The sequence below is a fragment of the Pedobacter sp. Leaf176 genome (genome assembly GCF_001424305.1).
GTDB lineage: Bacteria > Bacteroidota > Bacteroidia > Sphingobacteriales > Sphingobacteriaceae > Pedobacter.
In genome coordinates this window covers 100,720-122,756 of record NZ_LMPD01000004.1, presented here as the reverse complement: position 1 = coordinate 122,756, position 22,037 = coordinate 100,720, and the positions used below count along the sequence as shown (strand labels likewise).

The 22,037-nt window shown below is 38.2% G+C and carries 22 protein-coding genes; 15 read left to right on the top strand and 7 right to left on the bottom strand.

What is annotated here, in order from left to right:
- Positions 1-26: 26 nt before the first annotated feature.
- Both ASF92_RS13040 and ASF92_RS13035 read right to left on the bottom strand, forming a co-directional pair.
- A complete protein-coding gene (locus ASF92_RS13040; protein WP_197413294.1) occupies positions 27-590 on the bottom strand; it encodes a transposase in 564 nt (187 codons plus the stop codon).
- A gap of 281 nt (positions 591-871) precedes the next feature.
- Positions 872-1,930, bottom strand: a complete 1,059-nt coding sequence (locus tag ASF92_RS13035; RefSeq protein ID WP_056093628.1) for a nucleoid-associated protein — start codon at positions 1,928-1,930, stop codon at positions 872-874.
- Between the two features lie 180 nt (positions 1,931-2,110).
- On the opposite strand from ASF92_RS13035, the gene ASF92_RS13030 reads away from it, so the two are divergent.
- The 12 genes from ASF92_RS13030 to ASF92_RS12970 all read left to right on the top strand — a co-directional run bounded on the left by ASF92_RS13030 (position 2,111) and on the right by ASF92_RS12970 (position 13,703).
- Entirely contained in the window at positions 2,111-2,671 is a 561-nt protein-coding gene (locus ASF92_RS13030; protein WP_056093625.1) for an RNA polymerase sigma factor, read from the top strand.
- Entirely contained in the window at positions 2,664-3,449 is a 786-nt protein-coding gene (locus ASF92_RS13025; RefSeq protein WP_056093620.1) for a HEAT repeat domain-containing protein, read from the top strand. Before ASF92_RS13030 ends, ASF92_RS13025 begins: the two co-directional genes overlap by 8 nt.
- 10 nt (positions 3,450-3,459) lie before the next feature.
- Positions 3,460-4,359 carry a DUF4097 family beta strand repeat-containing protein gene (locus tag ASF92_RS13020; RefSeq protein WP_157263872.1) on the top strand — a complete coding sequence of 300 codons (900 nt, stop codon included), beginning with the start codon at positions 3,460-3,462 and terminating at the stop codon, positions 4,357-4,359.
- Positions 4,360-4,441: 82 nt separating this feature from the next.
- Entirely contained in the window at positions 4,442-5,176 is a 735-nt protein-coding gene (locus ASF92_RS13015) for a hypothetical protein (RefSeq protein ID WP_056093615.1), read from the top strand.
- Positions 5,177-6,093: 917 nt separating this feature from the next.
- Positions 6,094-6,627, top strand: a complete 534-nt coding sequence (locus tag ASF92_RS13005) for an OmpA family protein (RefSeq protein WP_056093607.1) — start codon at positions 6,094-6,096, stop codon at positions 6,625-6,627.
- A 197-nt stretch (positions 6,628-6,824) separates the two neighbouring features.
- Positions 6,825-7,205 (top strand): transmembrane 220 family protein, encoded by a 381-nt coding sequence (locus tag ASF92_RS13000; RefSeq protein WP_056093605.1) that lies wholly within the window; start codon positions 6,825-6,827, stop codon positions 7,203-7,205.
- Between the two features lie 17 nt (positions 7,206-7,222).
- The gene (locus ASF92_RS12995) at positions 7,223-8,053 is read left to right on the top strand and encodes an EboA domain-containing protein (protein WP_056093601.1); all 831 of its coding nucleotides are present in this window, start codon (positions 7,223-7,225) and stop codon (positions 8,051-8,053) included.
- A 35-nt stretch (positions 8,054-8,088) separates the two neighbouring features.
- On the top strand, positions 8,089-9,075 hold the full coding sequence (locus ASF92_RS12990; protein WP_056093597.1) for a TatD family hydrolase: 987 nt from the start codon (positions 8,089-8,091) through the stop codon (positions 9,073-9,075).
- A gap of 6 nt (positions 9,076-9,081) precedes the next feature.
- Positions 9,082-9,966, top strand: a complete 885-nt coding sequence (eboC, locus tag ASF92_RS12985) for a UbiA-like protein EboC (protein WP_231729812.1) — start codon at positions 9,082-9,084, stop codon at positions 9,964-9,966.
- A 35-nt stretch (positions 9,967-10,001) separates the two neighbouring features.
- A complete protein-coding gene (locus ASF92_RS12980; RefSeq protein ID WP_056093591.1) occupies positions 10,002-11,168 on the top strand; it encodes a 3-dehydroquinate synthase in 1,167 nt (388 codons plus the stop codon).
- A 6-nt stretch (positions 11,169-11,174) separates the two neighbouring features.
- On the top strand, positions 11,175-12,350 hold the full coding sequence (gene eboE, locus ASF92_RS12975) for a metabolite traffic protein EboE (RefSeq protein WP_056093588.1): 1,176 nt from the start codon (positions 11,175-11,177) through the stop codon (positions 12,348-12,350).
- Positions 12,351-12,353: 3 nt separating this feature from the next.
- Positions 12,354-13,703: an alkaline phosphatase family protein gene (locus ASF92_RS12970; RefSeq protein WP_056093585.1), complete on the top strand. Its 1,350-nt coding sequence runs from the start codon at positions 12,354-12,356 to the stop codon at positions 13,701-13,703.
- A 112-nt stretch (positions 13,704-13,815) separates the two neighbouring features.
- On the opposite strand, the gene ASF92_RS12965 is transcribed toward ASF92_RS12970, so the two are convergent.
- From ASF92_RS12965 to pepT, 3 genes are all read right to left on the bottom strand, one after another.
- Positions 13,816-14,241, bottom strand: coding sequence for a VOC family protein (locus ASF92_RS12965; protein WP_056093580.1), 426 nt, complete (start codon positions 14,239-14,241; stop codon positions 13,816-13,818).
- 96 nt (positions 14,242-14,337) lie between these two features.
- Positions 14,338-15,204, bottom strand: a complete 867-nt coding sequence (locus ASF92_RS12960; protein WP_056093576.1) for an aldose 1-epimerase family protein — start codon at positions 15,202-15,204, stop codon at positions 14,338-14,340.
- Positions 15,205-15,300: 96 nt separating this feature from the next.
- Positions 15,301-16,554, bottom strand: a complete 1,254-nt coding sequence (gene pepT / locus ASF92_RS12955; protein ID WP_056094471.1) for a peptidase T — start codon at positions 16,552-16,554, stop codon at positions 15,301-15,303.
- A 54-nt stretch (positions 16,555-16,608) separates the two neighbouring features.
- Between pepT and ASF92_RS12950 the strand changes: the two genes are divergently transcribed.
- From ASF92_RS12950 to ASF92_RS12940, 3 genes are read left to right on the top strand one after another with little or no spacing between them, the layout of a single operon-like run.
- Positions 16,609-17,337 (top strand): hypothetical protein, encoded by a 729-nt coding sequence (locus ASF92_RS12950; RefSeq protein ID WP_056093573.1) that lies wholly within the window; start codon positions 16,609-16,611, stop codon positions 17,335-17,337.
- Between the two features lie 41 nt (positions 17,338-17,378).
- On the top strand, positions 17,379-19,103 hold the full coding sequence (locus ASF92_RS12945) for a M14 family metallopeptidase (protein WP_231729811.1): 1,725 nt from the start codon (positions 17,379-17,381) through the stop codon (positions 19,101-19,103).
- A 4-nt stretch (positions 19,104-19,107) separates the two neighbouring features.
- Entirely contained in the window at positions 19,108-19,722 is a 615-nt protein-coding gene (locus ASF92_RS12940) for a rhomboid family intramembrane serine protease (protein WP_056093564.1), read from the top strand.
- On the opposite strand, the gene ASF92_RS12935 is transcribed toward ASF92_RS12940, so the two are convergent.
- Together ASF92_RS12935 and ASF92_RS12930 are read right to left on the bottom strand one after the other, a co-directional pair.
- On the bottom strand, positions 19,705-20,688 hold the full coding sequence (locus ASF92_RS12935; RefSeq protein WP_082489557.1) for a hypothetical protein: 984 nt from the start codon (positions 20,686-20,688) through the stop codon (positions 19,705-19,707). The genes ASF92_RS12940 and ASF92_RS12935 overlap by 18 nt on opposite strands.
- Positions 20,689-20,850: 162 nt before the next feature.
- The gene (locus ASF92_RS12930) at positions 20,851-21,987 is read right to left on the bottom strand and encodes a hypothetical protein (RefSeq protein WP_056093561.1); all 1,137 of its coding nucleotides are present in this window, start codon (positions 21,985-21,987) and stop codon (positions 20,851-20,853) included.
- Between the last annotated feature and the right edge of the window lie 50 nt (positions 21,988-22,037).

Sequence of the window (22,037 nt, the reverse complement as noted above, 5' to 3'; positions counted from 1 at the left end):
TGTGTCCTCACAGACCGTCATTCAAACTAAAACTCCTCTCTGTAATCTGTAAGAAAACCGAATTCATCCGTGCCTGTTAAGTAATATTTTGCTGATGAAAACCTATAATTTTCAGGAGTATCGCACAAATTCCATTTTTCCTGTAATGGGTTTTGATGGACATAATCAATCTTTTGCTCAATTTTTTCTTTGGAATCTATCAATGTAGCCAATGGATCTCTTTGCCAAAGCCTTAATTTACGTTCTTGATCGTGCACTTCAAAGTTTCGCAAATTTCCCATTGCATTAGCTTTCATATCCTCAAATATTTTGTGCGAGGTAAATTTGTTAAAACTTGCGTGTGGCATTTCCTTTGCATTCATCTGCGCCATTTTCCAAATAATATGGAGGTGATTTGGCATGAGCACAAATGCATAAACGACAATCAACTTTCTATTCTTGAGATTCTTTAATGTACTTAATACAATTTTTGCATAAGTTTCACTTGTGAATACATTTTGCCAATCCTTAATCGTATCTGTCCAAAAATAAACTTCTCCAATAGCCATTATTGAATAACGTTTTTGCTCGAAAAGTTTATCACTATCCATAGACTTAAAAATACTTACAATTTACCTTATTATCTAATATGAAAAAAAAAGCGTGTTTAAAGAAAATACTTTAAGGATGTTAAAAATCTCTGAATAATATATGAGGTGTCTAACGTTTTTGAAGAATTCAGTAAGCAGGTCTGTGAGGACACAGACCTTGGTCGGGAGGGACGTATCAACCGTTATCTGGCCCTCAAAGCACAACAAAGAATTTAGTTCAATTTTCAGTAGGTGGTATGCTTTTTAAATTGGCAATTGTAAACTGGGAACTGTAGATTGAACTACTCTTCTTCTCTGAAATAAACCTTGTAGTAATTCATTGATTTATCATCATCGTAGCCTTTCTCAATCATATCTTTATTACCGTGGATGTAAATGTGAAAGTTTTTATCCAATTTTAATACGCTTTTATACGCACGAGCCTGCTTTTTTACGGCTGACTCAGCAATTTCGAAACTATCAGCAATCGGCGACTCATATTCCTGCTCATAATCTTTCTTGTAATTTTTAAATGATTCAATTCCTTCAGCATTCCCGATAACTTCATTACTGAATTCATCAATATCGAACGTTTCCTTCTCCTTAAAATACTTCATGGAACGATTAAGCAAGTCTATTTTATCCGCTTTGCTTATTTCGTATTCATCATCCATTTTCTGTGTTACGAAATTTTTGTAAACACCTAAAACATTATTGGTCTGGTTGTAGCTATCGTTACGGATTTTCAATTTAAGGAACTCGTCTTTCCAGTAAACAGCACTGTCATTACTGCTTTTTGCCTGGTCTAAAACCACAACTTTATAACCTTCTTGCTTATCAACATTAAAAATCAAACAGCCTTTATCTAATTTATTAATGCTGATGGCTTCCTGCTCATAACTCATCCCGAAACCATCCTGTTCAGGATAAACTTTCAGGTAAGTATCTTTAGTTTCTGATTTGAAAATACCTATCACATCAAGCTGCTCCCCTTCAATTTGCACTTTTTCAAAATAGGCTACGTAAAGCTCTCCCGATTTTATTTTCGGATGGTTCGCAACGTCATATAAGTGCTTTGCCAATTGTTGCGAATCCTCGTGAAAACGTTCATTGTTTTCAAAAATCTCCGTTGCAAAGTGGAACACTTCATTAAGCTGTAAATTATCATTAGGATGGTAAAAATGATAAACTTCATTCACTTTTTCAAAAGGCTTAAGGAAAAACTGCATCAGCAAATTCCCAAGCAACTCATCCTGAATTTTTAATGGTGCATCAGATAATTTATAATATTCTTCTACTAATTTGTTGCCGGTATGGTGGATGGAAAGTTGCTTAAGCGAAGCCTCGAAAAATGAAATCATGGCGACAAAAGTAATGAAATAATCAGCTTTTCATGCCACATCTGCCTTTCAGGTTCCATGTTTTATGTTATCTTGTATCAATAAGTATTTAAAAAAATTCTTAGTATGATGCAACATTATTTGCTATCCTGCGACTTACGGATAGAACTCTGATTTACGACGCTAATTAACAATATAACATTGCAACTTAAAGAACAGATAACTGATCAGGAATTGATTGTAATGTGCCTACAGGGTAAGGATTATGGATATACCAGTCTTTACAACCGCTACGCCAGGCGCATTTACAACTCCATCAGCCGCATCGTATCGCATACGGGAGAGGCTGAAGATATCCTTCAGGAGACGTTTTTTACGGTATTTAGTGAGCCGGAGAAGCTGAAAGGTTTAGTAAGTTTTGAAGCCTGGGTAAGGCGAATGGCAATTAACAGGTCGATTAACCATTTAAGAAAGCGAAAAATCGCTTTCACTGATATGAGCGAAATGGAAATTGCAGCTGAAGCTGAATATGATGTTGACGAAAATGAAATTTTTGAGTGTAAGGTTGAGGATGTGAAAAGAAGTATCGAAGATTTACCGGATGGCTACAAAACAATTTTAAACCTTTACCTTTTTGAAAAAATGAGCCAGGAAGAGATTGCAACTTTGCTTGGAATTTCACATACTACGGTGCGTACGCAATACCACCGGGCAAAGAAAAAAATAGTATCACAGTTAAAAGACAAGTCTTATTATGAATGATCCGTTAAAAGAATTTGTGGAACAGAACAGGGCAGCATTCGATGAACTTGAAGCACCTGCTTTTAATCTGGAAAGATTTAAAGCGCAACTAAATCCTCCACAGGAACAAAAAATTAAAAAGCTTTGGCCGGGTTCAAAATGGCTGATAGCTGCCTCGGTTTTAATTGCTTTTAGCACAGCTTTTTTGCTAACCAGGGAAAATAATATGTTATCTCCCACGGCGGACATGGCACTGAATAAAACATCCAAACCTGAGAAAAAGATTCTCAAGAGTAATACCGAAGCGGAAAAGGTGATTTCAGTCCCTAAGGAAAATCGTTTTGCTGCTAAAGTTGCGCCGAAGAAATTAATGCCGGTTTTCAGACAGCTTCCTGGAAAAGTTGACGCTGATGGTCTTTATAAGAATTTGAGTGATAGTAGCTCTTCAAGCACGAGACTTGCCGCAATACTTGAAATCGAAAAATCGAAGCAGATGAGCAACGATATATTGGATAGACTAGCTAAAACCTTAAATCACGATGAAAATAGTAATGTGAGGCTGGCTGCTTTAAGTGTACTCGAAAAGTACAGTTACGATGCTCATGTATCTACCATGCTGATACATTCATTAAACACACAAAGCGACCCAATGGTACAGCTTGGATTGGTAAACATTCTGGGCAAAATGAAAAACTTAAACATAAACGATAAGCTTTATGCCCTCGCTAACGACCCAAATACATTTGATGCCGTTAAAGATGAAGCTTACAGCATACTATTAAAAGAAGATAAATTATAAAAACAAACAAATGAAAAAACAACTAGCATTACTTTTCTCACTCGTGGTCATCACGATGTCGGCTTCAGCTCAGAAAGAGTACAAGCTGGCCAAAAGCGCAGGCAAATTAAACCTTAACATCAGCGGTGCGATTGTAGAAGGTTACAACGGCAATGAAATTATTTTCAGTACGGCAAAATCTGAAAATGATGTAGTAGATGAGCGCGCAAAGGGACTTCGCGTAATCAGCGGTTCGGGTTTTGTAGATAATACCGGAATGGGTATTGATGTTTCTGAAAAAGGCGATGAAATTAATGTAAACCCGGTTCGTAAAGGTACTCGTTTGGGTATCATAACAATTAAGGTTCCGCAGAGTATTAAAATTGCGTTCAATAACACAAATACCAATCAGGAAGAGTTGATTCTGAAAAATTTAAAAAACGAAATCGAAGTTTCAGTAAGTTACAATAAGATAAAATTGGAAAACAACTCGGGACCAATGAATATAAAAACCCTTTACGGTTCGGTAGATGCAATTTTCTCAGGTGAAATTAAAGGTCCGGTTTCTATAGTATCAGTTTATGGTTATGTAGATGTTTCGATGCCTGCAAGTACAAAGGCGAATGTGGAACTGGGTACAAGTTATGGTAACTTATATGCTGGTGAAGGATTTAAAATTGCAATGGATAAGAATGCCAGCGAAAAAACAGAATCTTCATTTCCCGAAGGGAGTATAAGAGCACTTACGACTACATCACAAAATATTGCAACAACAACGACAGGTTATTCATCAAATGGACAAGGAAATATCATTAGCATTAATTCATACAGCAACAGAGATAGGGAAACGCTTAAAGGCAAGTTGAACGGCGGCGGTGCGGATGTGATATTAAAATCGAACTACAAAAATGTTTATTTAAGAGAGAAATAAGCCTCTTAATTACAATCCTAAACGCTTTTTTAACGTAATCTTGTATTGCCTTTGGGCAGGTTCACTTTTAAATCATCAAATCATGAAAGTAATATTTATCTGGCTATTTATAGCCTTAATGCCATGTATTGCCCTTTCTCAAACGAAAATTACCAAGTTGTATCCGGTAGCGAAAGGCCAGACTGTTGAGCTGCGATTTGATTACCCTAAGGTAGTTCGGGTAAGTACCTGGGATAAAAATGAAGTTTCGGTAGAGGCTAGCGTAAAGATCAATCAGGGCGAAAATAACAATGCTTTCAGTCTTATAGAATCAACTGCTAATGGCAAAATCACGATAAGTAATAAACTGGATATGGATGCAATTCCCGAGGCTTACTTCGTAGTGGAAAATGGTATAAAAACGCGGTTCACAAGCAAGGCAGACATGGATAATTACCGCAAAGAGAAAAACGGCTTAAATAAAATTTCTTACTATCAAACAAAGGATATGGAAATTACGCTCGATATTAAAGTTCCGGCAAACGTAGCTACCGATTTAGCATCTGTTTATGGGATGGTAGAACTAAGTAATTTTGATGGGCCTATAAAAGTTGATGCAAAATATGGCGGTATCGATGCAAGTTTAACGGAAAGTAAAATCGGTAAAATAACGCTTACCAATCGTTTCGGAAAAATTTACAGCAACCTGAATTTAAAGCCAACAGAACAGAAGGAGCAAAGCTTTTTTACATCTATAACAGCCGTGCCGGGTAAAGGTCCTGAATATGACATCAGCTCAAATTATGGTAATATTTACCTGCGCAGTTTGGCTAAATAATTAAATTGCTACGATGTCGAATGAAGTGTTTGGGTTATAAGAAAACCCATCCAGTTATATAAAAATGGGATCTGTTACGCACAGGTTCCATTTTGCTTTTATTTAGGTATAACGATCATCTGCACATTTCTTACGCGACCAACTGAAGTGAATTTCCAATCAAAAATTTTTATTTATCAACCGTTCCTAAATCCTATTAATTTTCATTTACTTAAAGATACATCAGGTAATTACGCCCGGAATTTATCTGTTAGCATGAAGAAAGGAATCAGCATGTTTTTCAAACTGTTCAAAAAGAATTTCCAGGCTCGACTTCTCCTCAAAGACAGCTCCACTGGAAATTTCCCTAACCGATGTTAATACTATAAGGGAGTTAGAATCAGAATGAATAAATCTTCCCAATTCTAAGATTTTCTCTGGCGAAAGCCTGAATAACATTACCGATTTCAATGCCGAATTTAACATATTAAGACCAATTAGAAAACGTTACACGAGTCACAATTTTTGCTCCTCTATTTAGATCTCAAAAATTCAAAAAAAAATCGGATTTCTTGTTAAGAATCCCTAAAATTTACCATAAGTTTTCAACATTCGCCTCAACTTCCTCTATTTTACATAAATGATTTACAGCATTTTACATTTTATATGCCAAATTCGAGGGTTTATCTTTAATTAGAGCCAAGTTTACTATCTGCAGGCGACTTTTACATTTAAACATGTCTTTTATTGCTAAAATTTACCCAGATTAAAACCTTTCATAATGGATATGGGTAATCCCCTGAAAAGCGGGATTTTCAAACAATTCGCTAATAAAACACAAATGCTATATCCACCTGACATAGGGCATTGGTGTGAATACAAATCATCTAAAAAAGCCGTTATAATTGTAAAAATCAAAAACCATAACTCTACACAAGATGAATTTTATTAAAAACTATTTATTTTCCGCACTAATTTTGTTATCGATAATCACAATGTATTCATGTAAGGCGAAGAAGATGGTTGCTAAGCCTGTTCCCGCTTCGGTTACAGAAACTGCTCCAGGGGTTGAAGAGAAAAAGCCAGAACCTGCTCCTCAAAAAGAAACTGAACAACCTGCTCCAGCAGATAAACCAAATTTCAGCTTAGACAACATTCAGTTTGAATTCAACTCTTCCGTTTTAAAAACTGCATCCTTTTCAATTTTGGATAAAGCGGTAGCTGAAATGAAAAAATCGCCTGATACGAAATTTGTATTAAATGGCTATTCATCTGCAGAGGGAACTCCCGAGCATAATATGTCCTTATCTATTGACAGGGCAAATTCAGTTAAATCGTATTTTGTAAACGCCGGGTTGAATGCTTCCAACTTCACGATTGTTGGTCATGGGGAAAAAGACCCTATAAGTAGTAATGATAGCGAAGATGGCCGAATGATAAATAGAAGAACAGAGATTAAGGTCCAAGATTAGGGGCTTTCATACGTTTTAGAACAAAGGAGTGTCGCTGCACTCCTTTTTTTGTAGGGTTTAATTGTGCCCTTGATATTTTGTCATAAAATAAAAAGCTATATATAATTTACAATCTTTAGTGCAAAATAGTATTCGAATTAAATAACTTTGTTAGTCAAAGAAAATCGATTTAGCTTAATCTATATAAATTTATTTAAATGATTTTAATAATACTCAATGTAATTTTCTGCATTTCCTTTATTGGTTTTGCATATGTTAACCTTAATGATAAAGACTCCTGGCTTTGGGTTCCCATTTATATGGCTGCCGCGATTTGCTGTGGGTTGGCTGCTGCGGGTTTGTTTTACCCTTACATTTACCTGGGCCTAATTGCATTCTACCTGATTTACGCGACTAAAATTTTCTTTGCAAAAGATGGTGTCCGCGATTGGATTACAAAATACAACAAGCCAAGTTTAGTAGAAAGTATGCAGGCAACAAAACCTTACATAGAGCAAACCAGAGAGTTTTTTGGATTGCTTATTATTGCGGGGGCCTTGCTAATTAATTATTTGTTTTCGGCAGCGGTCTTTGCATAACTTAAAATGTGTTTTTTATGGCGATTGGTGATGATTTTGGAAATATAAACGAACTGCTTTCGAACATTATAAAAGATAACACAGATGAAACTGCATTTAAGTGGCTTTTAAAGGCTGCTTCGGCAGATGAAATCAGTAAATTAGGACAAGCTTTTGTAATGCTTCCCCGTAAAACGGGAAAAACCACGCTACGAATTTCGGAACTGCAGAAACTGCGAGCCGAAGAAGTGGGTATAGGTTATGTAACCGATTGGAGAATCGACCGGCTGGCAAGGGTTTGGTTGCTCAGCGTTCATAGTTTTGCTGATGCTGAAAAATCTCATCGGCTTATAGAGCAATTGTTTTTAGCTCCTGAAATGAATGAAGCCGAGGCCTTGTATTCTGCATTGCCTTTTCTGGCTAAGCCAGAAACCTGGGTAAAAAGATGTGCTGAAGGTATCAGAAGCAATATTGGTTCTGTGCTGGAATCCATTATGGAAAACAATCCTTATCCTTCAAAATACCTTAATGAAGCCGCCTGGAACCAGCTGGTTCTGAAAGCCTTTTTTACTGAGAAAAACATCAGCAAGATAAACGGCTTAGATGAGCGGGCAAACAAGCAGCTTGCTTTAACGCTGAGCGATTATGCCCGCGAGCGTTATGCCGCAGGCCGGCAAGTAAATCCGCAATTGTGGCGTTTGGCCGGTCCCTTTATAGACGGGCAGATTTTCGACGCCATTAAAATCGGTTTAAACAATCACGATAGATTGGAGCATGAAGCAATTGCGCTTGCCATTTCTGAGTCTGATTATGAACCTGCCAAAGCATATATCAGTCAAATTCCCGAACTTAGTACGCTAAGTAAATAGAACAAAAAATCTGACTACAAATTAAATTTTATAAAATGTGTTGCAGCAATTCAATTGAAAGAGATAAGGCGACGATGGGTGAACCTGAGGCGTTTGACATAAGTGCCGTTAAGGGAATGAATTTTTTTGATCCCCATGTGCACATGACTTCCCGCACAACGGATGATTACCAGGCGATGGCCGACGCAGGGGTTGTTGCATTAATTGAGCCGGCTTTCTGGCTGGGGCAGCCGCGTACCGGTTTAGATAGTTTCAGGGACTATTACAGCAGCCTAATCGGTTGGGAAAGATTCCGCTCTTCTCAGTTTGGTATTAAGCACTATTGTACCATTGGCTTAAACTCACGAGAGGCCAATAATGAAGCCCTTGCCGAGCAGGTAATGGAAATTCTGCCTTTATTTATTTACAAGGAAGGCGTGGTTGGTATCGGCGAGGTTGGTTTTGATGACCAAACTGCCGCAGAAGAAAAATATTATCGTCTACAGCTGGAACTGGCGAAAGAAGCCGGATTACCGGTTCAGATTCATACCCCGCACCGCGATAAGAAAAAAGGAACGCAACGCAGCATGGACATTGCTTTGGAACATGGCTTAGACCCTTACCAAATCATCATTGACCATAATAACGAAGAGACCGTAAAAGAAGTTTTAGACAGAGGCTTCTTTGCTGCGTTTACCATTTATCCTTTTACAAAAATGGGCAACGAGCGGATGGTCGAAATCGTTAAACAGTATGGTTCCGAACGCATAATGGTCAATTCTGCTGCCGATTGGGGCATTAGCGATCCATTGGCAGTACCTAAAACCGCTGCCTTAATGAAGTTGAAGGGCATCAGCGATGCGGATATAGAATTGGTAACGTACCGCAATGCGATTACGGCTTTTGCGCAAAGCGGACAAATAGACGAAGCTGATTTTACTGTGCCAAAAAACATCGACCAAACGGAAAAATTTGAAGGCAATACCATTTTACGTGGTGGACAACAACCGCGTACTGATAAATCTTCAATCATCATCAGTTAAATAACATTGGGAAAATTATTCGCTTACCTGCGCATTATGCGCCCTGCAAATATTGTGACATCTGTTGCTGATATTCTCGCGGGCATTGCTATTTCAGGTATCCTGATTGAGAGCATAGCTACACCCTGGCTCAAAATCGCTTGTCTTTGCCTGTCTACCGCTTGTTTGTATGGCGGAGGGATTGTTTTCAATGATGTGTTCGACGCCGAACTCGATAAAATTGAAAGGCCGGAACGCGCGATTCCGAGTGGGATAATTAGTATAACCAATGCAACCATTTTAGGAACGGTTTTACTGGTTTCCGGAATTTCGCTTGCATCATTAATCAGCTTAACCTCAGGTTTACTTGCATTTGCTGTGAGTTGCTTTGCGCTTTTGTACAATAAAATTGGCAAGCACCATCCTTTTTTCGGTCCGCTGAGTATGGGCATTTGCCGTGGCTTGAATTTATTAATCGGTTTAAGCATTGTGCCAGAAATGCTTCACCATAACTATTTTCTGGCAATAATTCCAGTGATTTACATCTTTTCAATAACCATGACGAGTCGAGGGGAAGTACATGGAGGCCACATTAAAAACCTTTACCTGGCTGCGGTTTTGTATGCAATTGTTATCGGCAGTATTGCCTGGTTTGCTTTCGCAAATGAACGTTTGCTATGGTCGCTGCTTTTTCTTTTACCTTTCGCCTGGATGATATTTAAACCCTTATCTAAAGCCATAAAAAACCCAATTGGTAAAAATATTGGTGGGGCAGTAAAAGCTGGTGTTATCTCTTTAATATTGATGGACGCCGCCTGGGCGGTTACTTTTGATGCGCTGATTCCCGCCTTTATCATTGCGGCGCTTTTACCCTTATCTATCTGGCTCTCGAAATTATTCGCGGTTACCTGATTTCTTAATTTTAGCAAAAAGAATATCCAATTTATATGGGACACTTACAACAAAGTTTTACTGTTCAATACAACTTTAACGTCTTCTTTACCTCTGCCCTTTTTTCAGTTGAAAATGATTTGTTCAGCAGTTTTCTGGCAGGTTTAAATCCGGCGAAGTCGGTAAAAAAAATTTTCTTTGTAGTCGATGAAGGAGTTGCAAATGCGCATCCAGACTTAAATCAAAACATAAAAAATTACTTCAATAAATACAACGAAATCCAAGTCGTTCAGGACATTATGGTTATCCCGGGAGGCGAGGTCGTAAAGAATGAAACGCAATATTTTGATGGGGTTTTGGAAGCTGTAAATACTTATGGCATCGACCGCCACTCTTTTATCGCGGCTATCGGTGGTGGTGCTTTGCTGGATATGGTTGGCTACGCCGCAAATATTTCGCATCGCGGCATCAAACATATCCGCATCCCAACAACAGTCTTATCGCAAAATGATTCGGGGGTTGGCGTTAAAAATGGCATCAATTACTTCAACAAAAAAAATTTTTTGGGTACCTTTTCACCACCAGTAGCCGTGTTTAATGATGATTTATTCTTAAGCACTTTATCCGATCGCGATTGGCGTTCGGGTATTGCCGAAGCAATAAAAGTAGCTTTGATTAAAGATGGCGATTTTTTTGAATGGCTGGAGGCAAATGCAGAAGCGATGTCAAACAGAAACATGGAGGCGATGAATTATCAGATATGGAAGTGTGCAAAATTGCACATGGAGCACATCAGAGGCGGCGATCCTTTTGAAAGCGGTTCTGCCCGTCCGCTTGATTTTGGCCATTGGAGCGCACATAAGCTTGAATACCTTACCAATTTCGAAATCAGGCATGGAGAAGCCGTAGCTATGGGCATTGCGCTGGATACGGTTTATTCACAATTATCCGGAAGAATAAGCGAAGAAGATTCGCAAAGGATAATAAAGTTAATTCAAGCATTCGGTTTCGAGCTCACACACCCATTGTTACAGGTAAGTAATGGAAACAGCCCGATTCTGCGAGGCCTGGAAGAATTTAGGGAGCATTTAGGTGGTGAATTAACCATCACTTTATTAACTGGGATTGGAAGTGGTGAAGAAGTTCACGAAATGGACACCGAACTGTTGAAACAAGCTGCAGAAATATTAAATCAATATGCAAATCTTCAATCGACAATTTAAACTGCAATGGAAATTAATTCAGCACATATAACTTTCTGTACCAACATTTACGCGGGCGAAAGCTGGGCTGCACATTTTGCGGTTTTAAAGGATAGTTTTCCTGTTTTAAAGGCTCAGCTATCGCCCGAAAAACCTATGGGTATTGGCCTTCGCCTTTCGAATTTGGCAAGCATTGAGCTGTTGGAAAGCAATCGTCTCCAAGAATTCAAACAGTGGCTAAGCGACGTTGGCGGATACGTTTTTACAATGAATGGATTCCCCTACGGAGGATTTCACCATACGAGGGTAAAAGATCAGGTCCATGCACCCGACTGGACCACCAACGAACGTCTCGACTACACGATTCGACTATTTAATATTCTCGCCGATATCCTGCCTGAAGGTATAAACGGAAGCATTTCTACTTCTCCTTTAAGTTATAAGCCCTGGTTTTCTGGTGCAGATGAGCGTGAAATTGCAACAGCTGCGGCAACTGAAAATATTTTAAAAGTAGCTGAAGAACTAAGACAATTAAAAGATCGAACAGGGAAAACCTTTCACCTTGATATAGAACCCGAACCTGATGGCTTTTTAGAATCAGGTCCTGAATTTATCGATTGGTACGAAAATATTTTACTTAAATCAGAAAAATTAAGCCAGGAAATTATAAAAGAACACATCTGTTTGTGTTATGACGTCTGCCATTTCGCAATTGGCTATGAGCCACACGCCGAAATTATCGATGAGCTGAAAAAGAAAGGTATTTTGATAGGAAAACTTCAAATCAGTGCGGCTTTGAAAGCAAAATTACCAGCGTCAGTTTCAGAAAGAAATGCAGTAATTGATACGTTGGCTCGTTTCGATGAGCCAACTTATTTACACCAGGTAATTTCAAAACAAAATGACGCAACGTTAGTTCGTTATCCCGACCTGTCAGATGCTTTGGCAGACAGGGAAAATTTAGATTCTACAGAATGGCGGGCACACTTTCATGTTCCTATTTTTGTTGAAGATATGGGTTTAATACAATCCACCCAATCTGATATCAGAACGGTTCTGGATTATCACAAAAACATGCCATTTACAAACCATCTTGAGGTAGAAACGTACACCTGGGAAGTGTTGCCGGCATCGTTAAAAGCGCCATTAAATGACTCTATCGTTCGAGAGTTACAATGGGTTAAAAATATTTTAGAATCTTAAATTATGCATAAAACCGTTGTTATTGATATTGTAGGCCTATCTTCCTCCGTAATTGGCGAGCATACGCCCTTTCTTAAAAAATACATTGCTGAAAAAAATTTCACCAACATTGAACCTTTGTTACCTGCGGTAACCACCAGCGTTCAATCAAGTTACCTCACCGGAAAGTATCCTTCGGAAAATGGCATTGTTGGAAACGGCTGGTACGACAACATGGATAGTGAAATTAAATTCTGGAAACAATCTAACAAGCTTGTTGATGCGGAAAAAATCTGGGACAGAGCGAAAAAAGAAGATCCGTCTTTTACCTGTTCGAATATGTTCTGGTGGTACAACATGTATTCCAACGCAGACTACTCGGTAACACCACGCCCAAATTACCTTGCGGACGGGCGTAAACTGCCAGATTGCTACTCTCAGCCTGCCGAACTTCGCGATCATTTACAGAAAAAATTCGGACAGTTTCCTCTTTTTCAATTTTGGGGGCCAGGTGCAAACATTAAATCGACCAGGTGGATCGCCGATGCAGCGATGGAAACGGAGCAATTACACAACCCAACGCTTACCTTGATCTACCTACCTCATTTAGATTATTGCCTTCAAAAGTTCGGTCCTGATTTCGATAATATAAGCACTCAATTAAAAGAGATAGATCAGGTGGTTGAAGAACTGGTTAACTTTTACGAAAAAAAAGGTGCGAAAATCATTTTACTTTCCGAGTACGGTATAGAGCCTGCAAATAAACCTGTCCACCTGAACAGAATCTTCAGGGAAAATGGCTTAATTGGAATCAGAGAAGAGCGGGGCCTGGAACTATTAGATCCGGGTGCTTCAAAAGCGTTTGTCGTTGCCGACCACCAGATCGCTCATATTTATATAAATGATAAAAGCGTAACTGATAAAGTTAAAAATTTGCTTAAAAATACACCGGGCGTTGATCTGATTCTAGACAAAAAAGAGCAGGAAAAATACAACATTAACCACGAACGTTCGGGCGATTTCGTTGTTACCGCTAAAGAAAATAGCTGGTTCACTTATTATTTCTGGCTGGACGATGCAAAGGCACCAGATTACGCAAGGTGTGTTGATATTCATAAGAAACCAGGTTATGATCCTGTTGAAATGTTTATGTCGTCAAAGCTGCGTGCGGGTTATAAATTACTCCGGAAAAAAGCAGGTTTCAGGTATGTAATGGATGTTATCCCGCTCGATGCGACTTTGGTTAAAGGTTCGCATGGAAGAATTGGGGTTCCTGATTCATTCAAACCAGTGCTGATAACAGACTCAAAAATAGACAAGAAGCCCCAGGCACCTGATGTTTATGAAGTGATTTGGGATGCATTAACGAAATAAAAAGGCTGCATCATAAATCCAAATCTGTTATCTGAGCTTGTCAAAGAAATAAACGTTTCGACAAGCTCAACGAGATAATAGTTCAAATTTATTATGATATCCTCTTTTATAACTACTTGTAGCTACCAAAATTAATCATCCAACAAATTCCGTATTTGTCTTTAAAACTACCAAAATAATCGCCCCAAAATTGGTCTTCCAAAGGCATTTCAATTTCGCCTCCGGCGGATAAGCCACTAAACAAGCGCTCTGCTTCTCCCCGGCTATCCGGGCTAACGCTAATGTACATACTATTGCCTTTGTTCAGTACATGGCCTGCAGATGGGACACAGTCTGAAGCCATTAAAATTAAATTTTCATTGATGGGTAGCGCGACATGCATGACCAGGTTTTTCTCTTCTTCTGGTAATTGTTCTGAACCCGGAGCATCGCTCATTTTCATTAGTGCGATAAATTCACCACCAAAAATCGATTTGTAAAAGCTAAATGCTTCTTCGGCCTGGCCATCGAAGTTTAAATAAGGATGCATGTTTGTCATAGCTTTGCTTTTTGTTTAGACCAAGCTAATCAACATAGAAAATATTAAATGGGTGTATTTAAGACATTTTTAGGGGTAATAAATGTGCAAAAATTCTTAAAAACATTCTACTTCCCAGTGCCGCTCCCATTTTTCACCTTCGTCGAGCGTTATGATCCCTTCTTTATGAATTAATTGTTGATTATGGTCGACACCATCGGCAACACCACACCAGGGTTCTAAACATACAAAGGATGCATCTTTGGCTGCCCAGATTCCGAAGAAAGGGAAATCATCGAAATGGAAATGCAAGCCATAATCATTTTTGGTATTTAGCAAACTGATGCAATCGCTTTGAAGTGTCTTAAAAACCAAAGCATCATTGTAAAAGAGCGCATGTTTTAAATTTAATTTGTGTCCGTTAAGTTCTATAGTTTCGGTCTCATCAGCAACTAAACCTTCTTCAAGTTTCCAAAAGGTTAACCTTTCATCGTCATTAAAAGCAAGGTAATAATCCTCGTAATTCGTGTTTGGCGTGTTGGGAACCGCGAAGGCGGGGTGAGCACCTAAAGAAAAATACATCTTCGCCTTGCCTTTATTAATTACAGTGTAACTAAGGCTTAATTTCCGTTCAATAATTTGGTAAGTAAGTTTCAGCTCGAAAGGAAAAGGGAAATGTTTTAAAGTGTCCTCCGTATCTTTAAGGGTGAAAATAGCTTGTGTATCGCTAATTTTTTCTACTGTAAACTCATTATCACGGGCGAAACCATGTCTTGGTAAATGATAGGTCTTATCTTTGTAGATGTAGCTGTCGTTTTTTAGCGAGCCAACAATAGGAAATAAAACCGGACTGTGTTTAGCCCAAAAATTAGCATCGCCATTCCACAAGTATTCAATTCCGGTATCTTTACTAAATAAGGACTGCAACTCAGCACCCTTTGCTGCGATTTCAACTTTTATAAAAGAGTTTTCTATTGTTGTCATACATTTAAATTAACAAATTTCAGGATATTGACCGAGTTAAGCAGAAATAATTATTTCGATTGAAGCTGTGAAGTCAAAATATGATTAGATAAATATTTAGCTATGTTCTTCCCAGATGCATGCAATATTAATGATTGTTTGCACGGCTTTTTCCATATCCTGAACACTTACCCATTCCTGCTTGCTATGAAATGCGTGTTCGCCTGCAAAAATATTCGGACATGGCAAACCCATAAACGATAACCTCGACCCATCAGTTCCGCCACGAATACTTTGTTTTTTTGCTTTAACGCCGGCCCTTTCTATAGCTTCAATTCCATATGCCACAATTTCTGGATTCTTATCCAATACCTTTTTCATATTTCTGTACTGCACTTTAACCTCCAAATTGTAAGTTGAATTCGGATAATTCTTCATGACACTTTCCACAGTTTCCTTTAACAGATTTTCGTGCTCTGCTAATTTTTCATCTGTAAAATCACGAATAATAAATTGTGCTTCGGCCTGTTCTACCTGTCCTTTTAGTCCAACAGGATGAATGAAGCCTTCTTTGCCCGACGTTGTTTCCGGGGTTAATTTGTCCTTTGGTAAAGCGGATAAAATTTCTGCCAGAATTTTTATGGCACTTTCCATTTTTCCTTTCGCAAAGCCAGGGTGGGTACTTACTCCGTTTATTGTTAACGTTGCACCATCAGCAGAAAAGGTTTCATCTTCAATCGAACCTAACGTTTCCCCGTCTATCGTATAAGCAAAATCTGCCGATAATTTTTTTAAATCAACCTTATCCACACCTCTTCCAATTTCTTCGTCGGGTGTGAACAAAACTTTTATAGTGCCATGTTTAACCGTAGGATTTCGCATAAAAAAACCTACAGCTTCCATAATCTCAGCAATGCCTGCCTTATTGTCCGCTCCAAGTAAAGTGGTTCCGCTTGCAGTTATAATGTCGTTGCCGATTTGGAACTGCAAATCTGTATGTTCAGATTTTTTTAGGATTATCGATTCATCATCAGGTAAAACCAAATCTTCGCCTTGATAATTGGCATGAATGATCGGTTTTACATTTTCGCCACTACAATCGGGCGAAGTATCCATATGCGAACAGAAACAAATCACCGGCACTTCTTTGTCTGTCACTGCGGGGACTGTTGCGTACACATATCCATTTTCATCCATATGGGCATCGAGTAACCCCAATTCTAAAAGATCTTCTACAAGCTCTAATCCCAGTTTTTTTTGTTTATCTGTCGAAGGGCAGGTGGGCGATCCGGGATCAGACTGTGTATCAACTGTTACATATTTGATAAACCTGTTTTCCAACGAATTGTTAAAGTTTTGGTACTTTGTCATAATTCCAAAAGCAAATGTATAGATATTCAATAAACATATTATTTTTGTAAACATATGAACTATAAATTTCTGAAAGTTATTTCCCTAACCATTTTTTTATTGTTCGTCACCTTTTTTTCAAATGCGCAATCCAATTATTTTAAGTGGTCTTACGGCTTTGGGGCGGGCGCAAATTATTCCCGGACAGATGTAGTTGATGGCAACTGGGGTTATACATTTACCGGAAATATCGACCATCATTTTACACCTTTTGTAACACTGGGTCTGGAAGCTCAATACGGCATGATTCAGGGGGGTGATATCGTGACTGATCCGAACAACAGGCAGTTTGTGAATAAATACAGGGGCATAAATGTCAACTTGAAAATTGGCCTCGGCGAGTTTATAGATTACAATAAGACTGATTTTTTATATAAAATCAAAGGCCTTTATTTAGGAACCGGCTTAGGTGCTATAGATAATAAGATTACTGATATCGTACGTTACAGACCAAGCTATTCCGACGGCGCGGGCGACGGTCCTTTTCCAGGTAAAGATGAAAGTGTTAGCCTTTGGGTACCGGTTAATTTAGGCATCAATTTTCACTTTAATGATAAGTGGGGCGCTATACGTTATGTTCTTAATTTTAATGCACAGACAAACTTTACATTTGGAGAAGGCTTAGATGGATATGATGATCCGCCTACAAAATTTGAAAACTACAATCCAGATGTCTATAACGTTTACAGCATAGGCTTTAAATACTATTTAGGCAATACTAGAATTTATCGAAGAACACTTTAATTATTATTAACTTGACATACAACAGTATAAAAAAAATCATCATGTTTTGGTTACTTTTCTGTAACCTGACTGCTATGGCTCAACAAAGCCCTTATGAAAAAAGTGGTAAGAAAGAGACCACTACCTACGATGCTGCCATTTCATATTATCAAACATTAGCCAAAACTTATCCTCAATCAAAATTGCTGACTTATGGAAGTACCGATTTTGGAAAACCACTTCACTTGTTGGTTTTATCAAGGGATAAAGTTTTCAATCCGGCAGAAATAAGAAAGCAAAACAAGCGTGTTTTCCTTGTAAATAATGGCATTCATCCTGGAGAACCCGAAGGTATAGATGCTTCGATGATGCTCGCCAGAGATCTGCTTAAAGGTAACAAGCTTCCAAAAGATGTAGTAATTTGCATCATTCCTATTTATAATGTCGATGGCAGCTTTAATAGAAGTGGAACTTCACGGGCAAATCAAAACGGCCCGGTTGCTTATGGTTTCAGGGGCAATAGTAAAAACCTCGATTTAAACCGTGACTTCATTAAAACAGATTCTAAAAATTCCGCTGCCTTTCAATTGATTTTTAATACCTGGCAACCAGAAATTTTTGTCGACACACATACCAGCAATGGCGCTGACTATCAATATGTGATGACACTTATTCCAACTCAAAAAGACAAGTTGAATTCCATCCTTTCCGGCTATTTAACCAAAACACTGGTCCCTGATTTATACAAAGAAATGGCTGCAAAAGGCTACCCTATGGTTCCCTATGTGAACTCAATCGGGCAAACTCCTGAAACAGGGATTACTGGGTTTATCGAATCGCCACGTTATTCTACCGGATATACGACTTTACACAACACCATCGGTTTTATGCCTGAAACGCACATGTTGAAATCGTTTGATTTGCGGGTCGATGCCACTTATAAACTTCTGCAAAGCTATTTAAATATTATACAACGCGATGCAAAAGTTATTGGCGAAAATAAGCTCAGGGCTGATGAATATGTTGCTGCCCAAAAAGAATTTCCTTTGGAATGGGTTCTTAATAAAAACGAAATAGATAGTATTCCCTTTAAAGGTTTTGAAGCGGGTAAAAAACCAAGTGAAGTTAGCGGCTTCGACAGGCTTTTTTACGACAGAACGAAACCTTTTACCAGAGACATAAAAGAGTGGAATAAATTTGAACCATCTATAACCGTTACTAAGCCAATTGCATATATCATCCCGAAGGCGTGGGATAAAGTTGTTGCTTTGCTGAGGTTGAATAATGTAAAAGTAAACACACTTAAAGCGGATGCAAAATTAAAAGTAGAAAGTTATTACATTGATGATTTTAAAACCGGAACAAGGCCTTATGAAGGCCACTATTTGCATTCAGGTGTAAAGGTAAATCCAGTTGAGCAAACCTTAAAATATTACGCCGGCGATTATATTGTATATACAAATCAGGTTAGCAACCGATATATTATTGAAACCCTGGAGCCTCAGGCAATGGATTCGTATTTCAACTGGAATTTCTTCGATTCGATATTGGACATGAAAGAACATTACTCCGCTTATGTTTTTGAAGATACAGCAGCACAATTATTAAAAAAATATCCAGGCCTGAAATCGAAACTGGAAGAAAAAAAATCTAACGATAGCACATTTGCAAAAAATGGTTCGGCACAATTGGAATTTATTTACAGAAATTCCGATTATTACGAAAAAACACACAATCGGTATCCGATTTCGCGTTTGTTAACAAGTATAAAACTAGATTTAAACTAATCAAATGGAATATTTAAATATGGCACCGGTTGCCTCAGTGATTTTCGTATTTACAATTATCACGAGTCTTTATGGATTTTACGATAATAGTCTTTATGGCAAATTTATGCTCCACCCATACAGCGTTTCAAAAGGCAAAAACGTTTACACTTTAATAACGAGCGGCTTAATTCATGCAGACTGGATGCACCTGGCCTTTAATATGTTTACATTTTATGCATTTGCATTTACCCTGGAAACCATGATGGGCAGCTGGCGCTTTGGTTTACTTTATTTTGTATCTCTAATTTTAAGTGATATTCCAACCGTTTTTAAATACAAGGATAGCTTCAACTACAATAGTTTGGGCGCTTCTGGGGCGATAAGTGGCGTGCTTTTCAGCTATATTTTATTCAATCCGATGGCGAAATTGTACATCATGTTCATTCCTATAGGAATTCCAGCTGTAGTATTCGGCTTTCTATACTTAATTTATTGCGCCTACGCATCAAAAAATTCGAGAGATGGAATAAACCATGATGCGCATTTTTATGGCGCTTTAACAGGCCTGATTTTCACTATTATCTTTGTGCCCGGAATTATTCAGAATTTTATTACGGTTTTAACCGGCGGCAGGTAAGCAGGGCTTTTCAAAAAAGCTCATTGGTTCATCCGGGTTTTTAATAATCTCGAACTTTACATAGCCCCAGGGCTTCCAGAAATTCTCTAAAACCTGGGCGTAGATTTTATGCTGCCATACATCAAACAGTGGTTTGCTCATATTACCACGAAGAGGAATTGCTTCTATATAGGTTGTACCTTCTACAGGCATAAAAGTGTATTCAGGTAGGCGATTGAAAAGATAAGCAGAATAATAAAACCGGGCTGTAAGCTCCTCAAATTGCTCTGCTGTTAAAGCTTTCCCATTAACTTCATCAACTATTTCCTGATGATAACGCTTATTTGTTCCATTATCCTGTAAGCAGGCAATAATCCCAAAATTCTTTACCTTCAACGAGAAGGTAAGCGTGTTTATTTCATCGCGGAAACTAAAAGGCGTTTCTTCATTTTCGAGTTTAACAACTATTATAGACCAAGGTGTAAAATTTTCGAATTCCAGACTCGTGTACAAATTCTGCATCATGAAATTCAGATTGGCAAATTTCATCATTAGAGATTGCGACATGTTTAAACCATCGGCAGTCATTTCTTTGCGCAAAGCCGAATGCATTTCGATGTAAACAAAACCGTATAAGAACTTACCGATCCAGTTAAATAAATCCAACTCAGGCAAAGTCGATACGGCATCAAAACCAGCTTTAAAGGCTTGTTCAATTTTTTCTTCCAATGGGTTTAAAAATTGTTCATTTACCTCGCTGTTAACCGGAATTACAAGCGTGTTGTATGCACGGATACTTTCATCCAAAAACTGAATTTGCTCTTCCCCTGTTAAGCCGGCCTGCTCTAATAGCCATTTTGGAATTAAAGGAACTTGTAGAACCGGAGAGTTGAACGTGTTACCACTTAGGAAGCATTTCTTGTATAAAAAATCAAAATTTTGGAAAGGATTGTATAAACCAGTATTCATCGCTGCAATATTAGCCATTATATTTTAAGGGGGTTGCAATGATGTTTGATTTTAACCTTGAGATTACAACCAGGTTTTTATTTCCCGCAGATATTCGCTGAAAAGGCCCGCAGATTTAAAAGGATTAGTTGATCCGCATTAATCTGCGATTCTTATCCTTTTAAATCTGCGGGAAAAATTCTAGTAATTGTTATAATAATAACTGATATCATCAACCAGCTGACTATAAATTGGCTTTGTAAATTCCAAAAATAAAGCATTCGGTGGTGGTGGTAAAACCTCTTTTCTTCTGGTCATTGCCAATTGCTGCTTATTCAGTGCCCTGTCATCTCCTCTATAACTTGCCCAGTCATCCCTCCAAACATAGGTACCCGGAAACTTTTGCTGATGAACTACCTTTTTGCTTTGCCAATCAATAATGGTCATATCCAATAAACCAGATGATGTTATGTTTTTCTCAAAAATACTTAAACTCGCTTTCACCGTTCCATAAACCGGTTTTCTATCCCTTGTTTCCCCAATTACCACACTGTCTCTTTTCAATCTTTCAACGCGCTCTTTCACATAAGTCTGGCCTACAACAAAATCATCAAAATTTAAGCTAAGCACCTGATCAGGAACAACTTTCTGACTGGCAGCTTGCTGCTCCGAATAGAAAATAACGAACTTGTTTCTCGAATAGTTACCAATAAACTGGTCGATTTGTTGTTGAAAATAATCGCCACTCAACTTGTATAAACCACTGTTTACGTAGATGGGCTGCACAACAATCCTGGTTACAGCTGACCAGTAAGCTTCGTTCATTTTTGCTTTTACATCTTTATAATTCGGGGCCAAATTTTGCGCTTTTTCAAATTCATAATACGCTTTCTTTGCCGACTGGCGGTTGTTTGCGTTTAAAAATTCTACTCCCGAATTATACCTGGCCTCAGCCGCATTTAACTTGCTATCGGTCAATTCTTTTAAATACTTAGCAGGATTTGGAACCGTAATTAAACAAGCCGGACAATTGTTAATATCATCAGCCAGCTGGTTAATTTTTTGGTAATCGTACATTATCGATTCCCACCTGAATAAATCATTAGATAATTTTGCCTCCTCAATTTTTCTTAAATGATTCTGCAATGCTAAATCATAGGCCGTTGATAAAACCTGCAATGCCTCACTGTTTTTTGGTGAATTTTGTAAACGGCTAACTGCTTTAGAAACCGAAGCATCATAATCGCCTTTTTGTAAGGCTTTTTTTCCTGTGGTACATCCTCCGATAATTATGAAGGATAAATAAATAAAATACCGTAATCTTGAAATGTTTTTCATGGCAGGAGTGGTTTGCGTTAAACAATATAATTGTAAAGGCCAAATTTGCC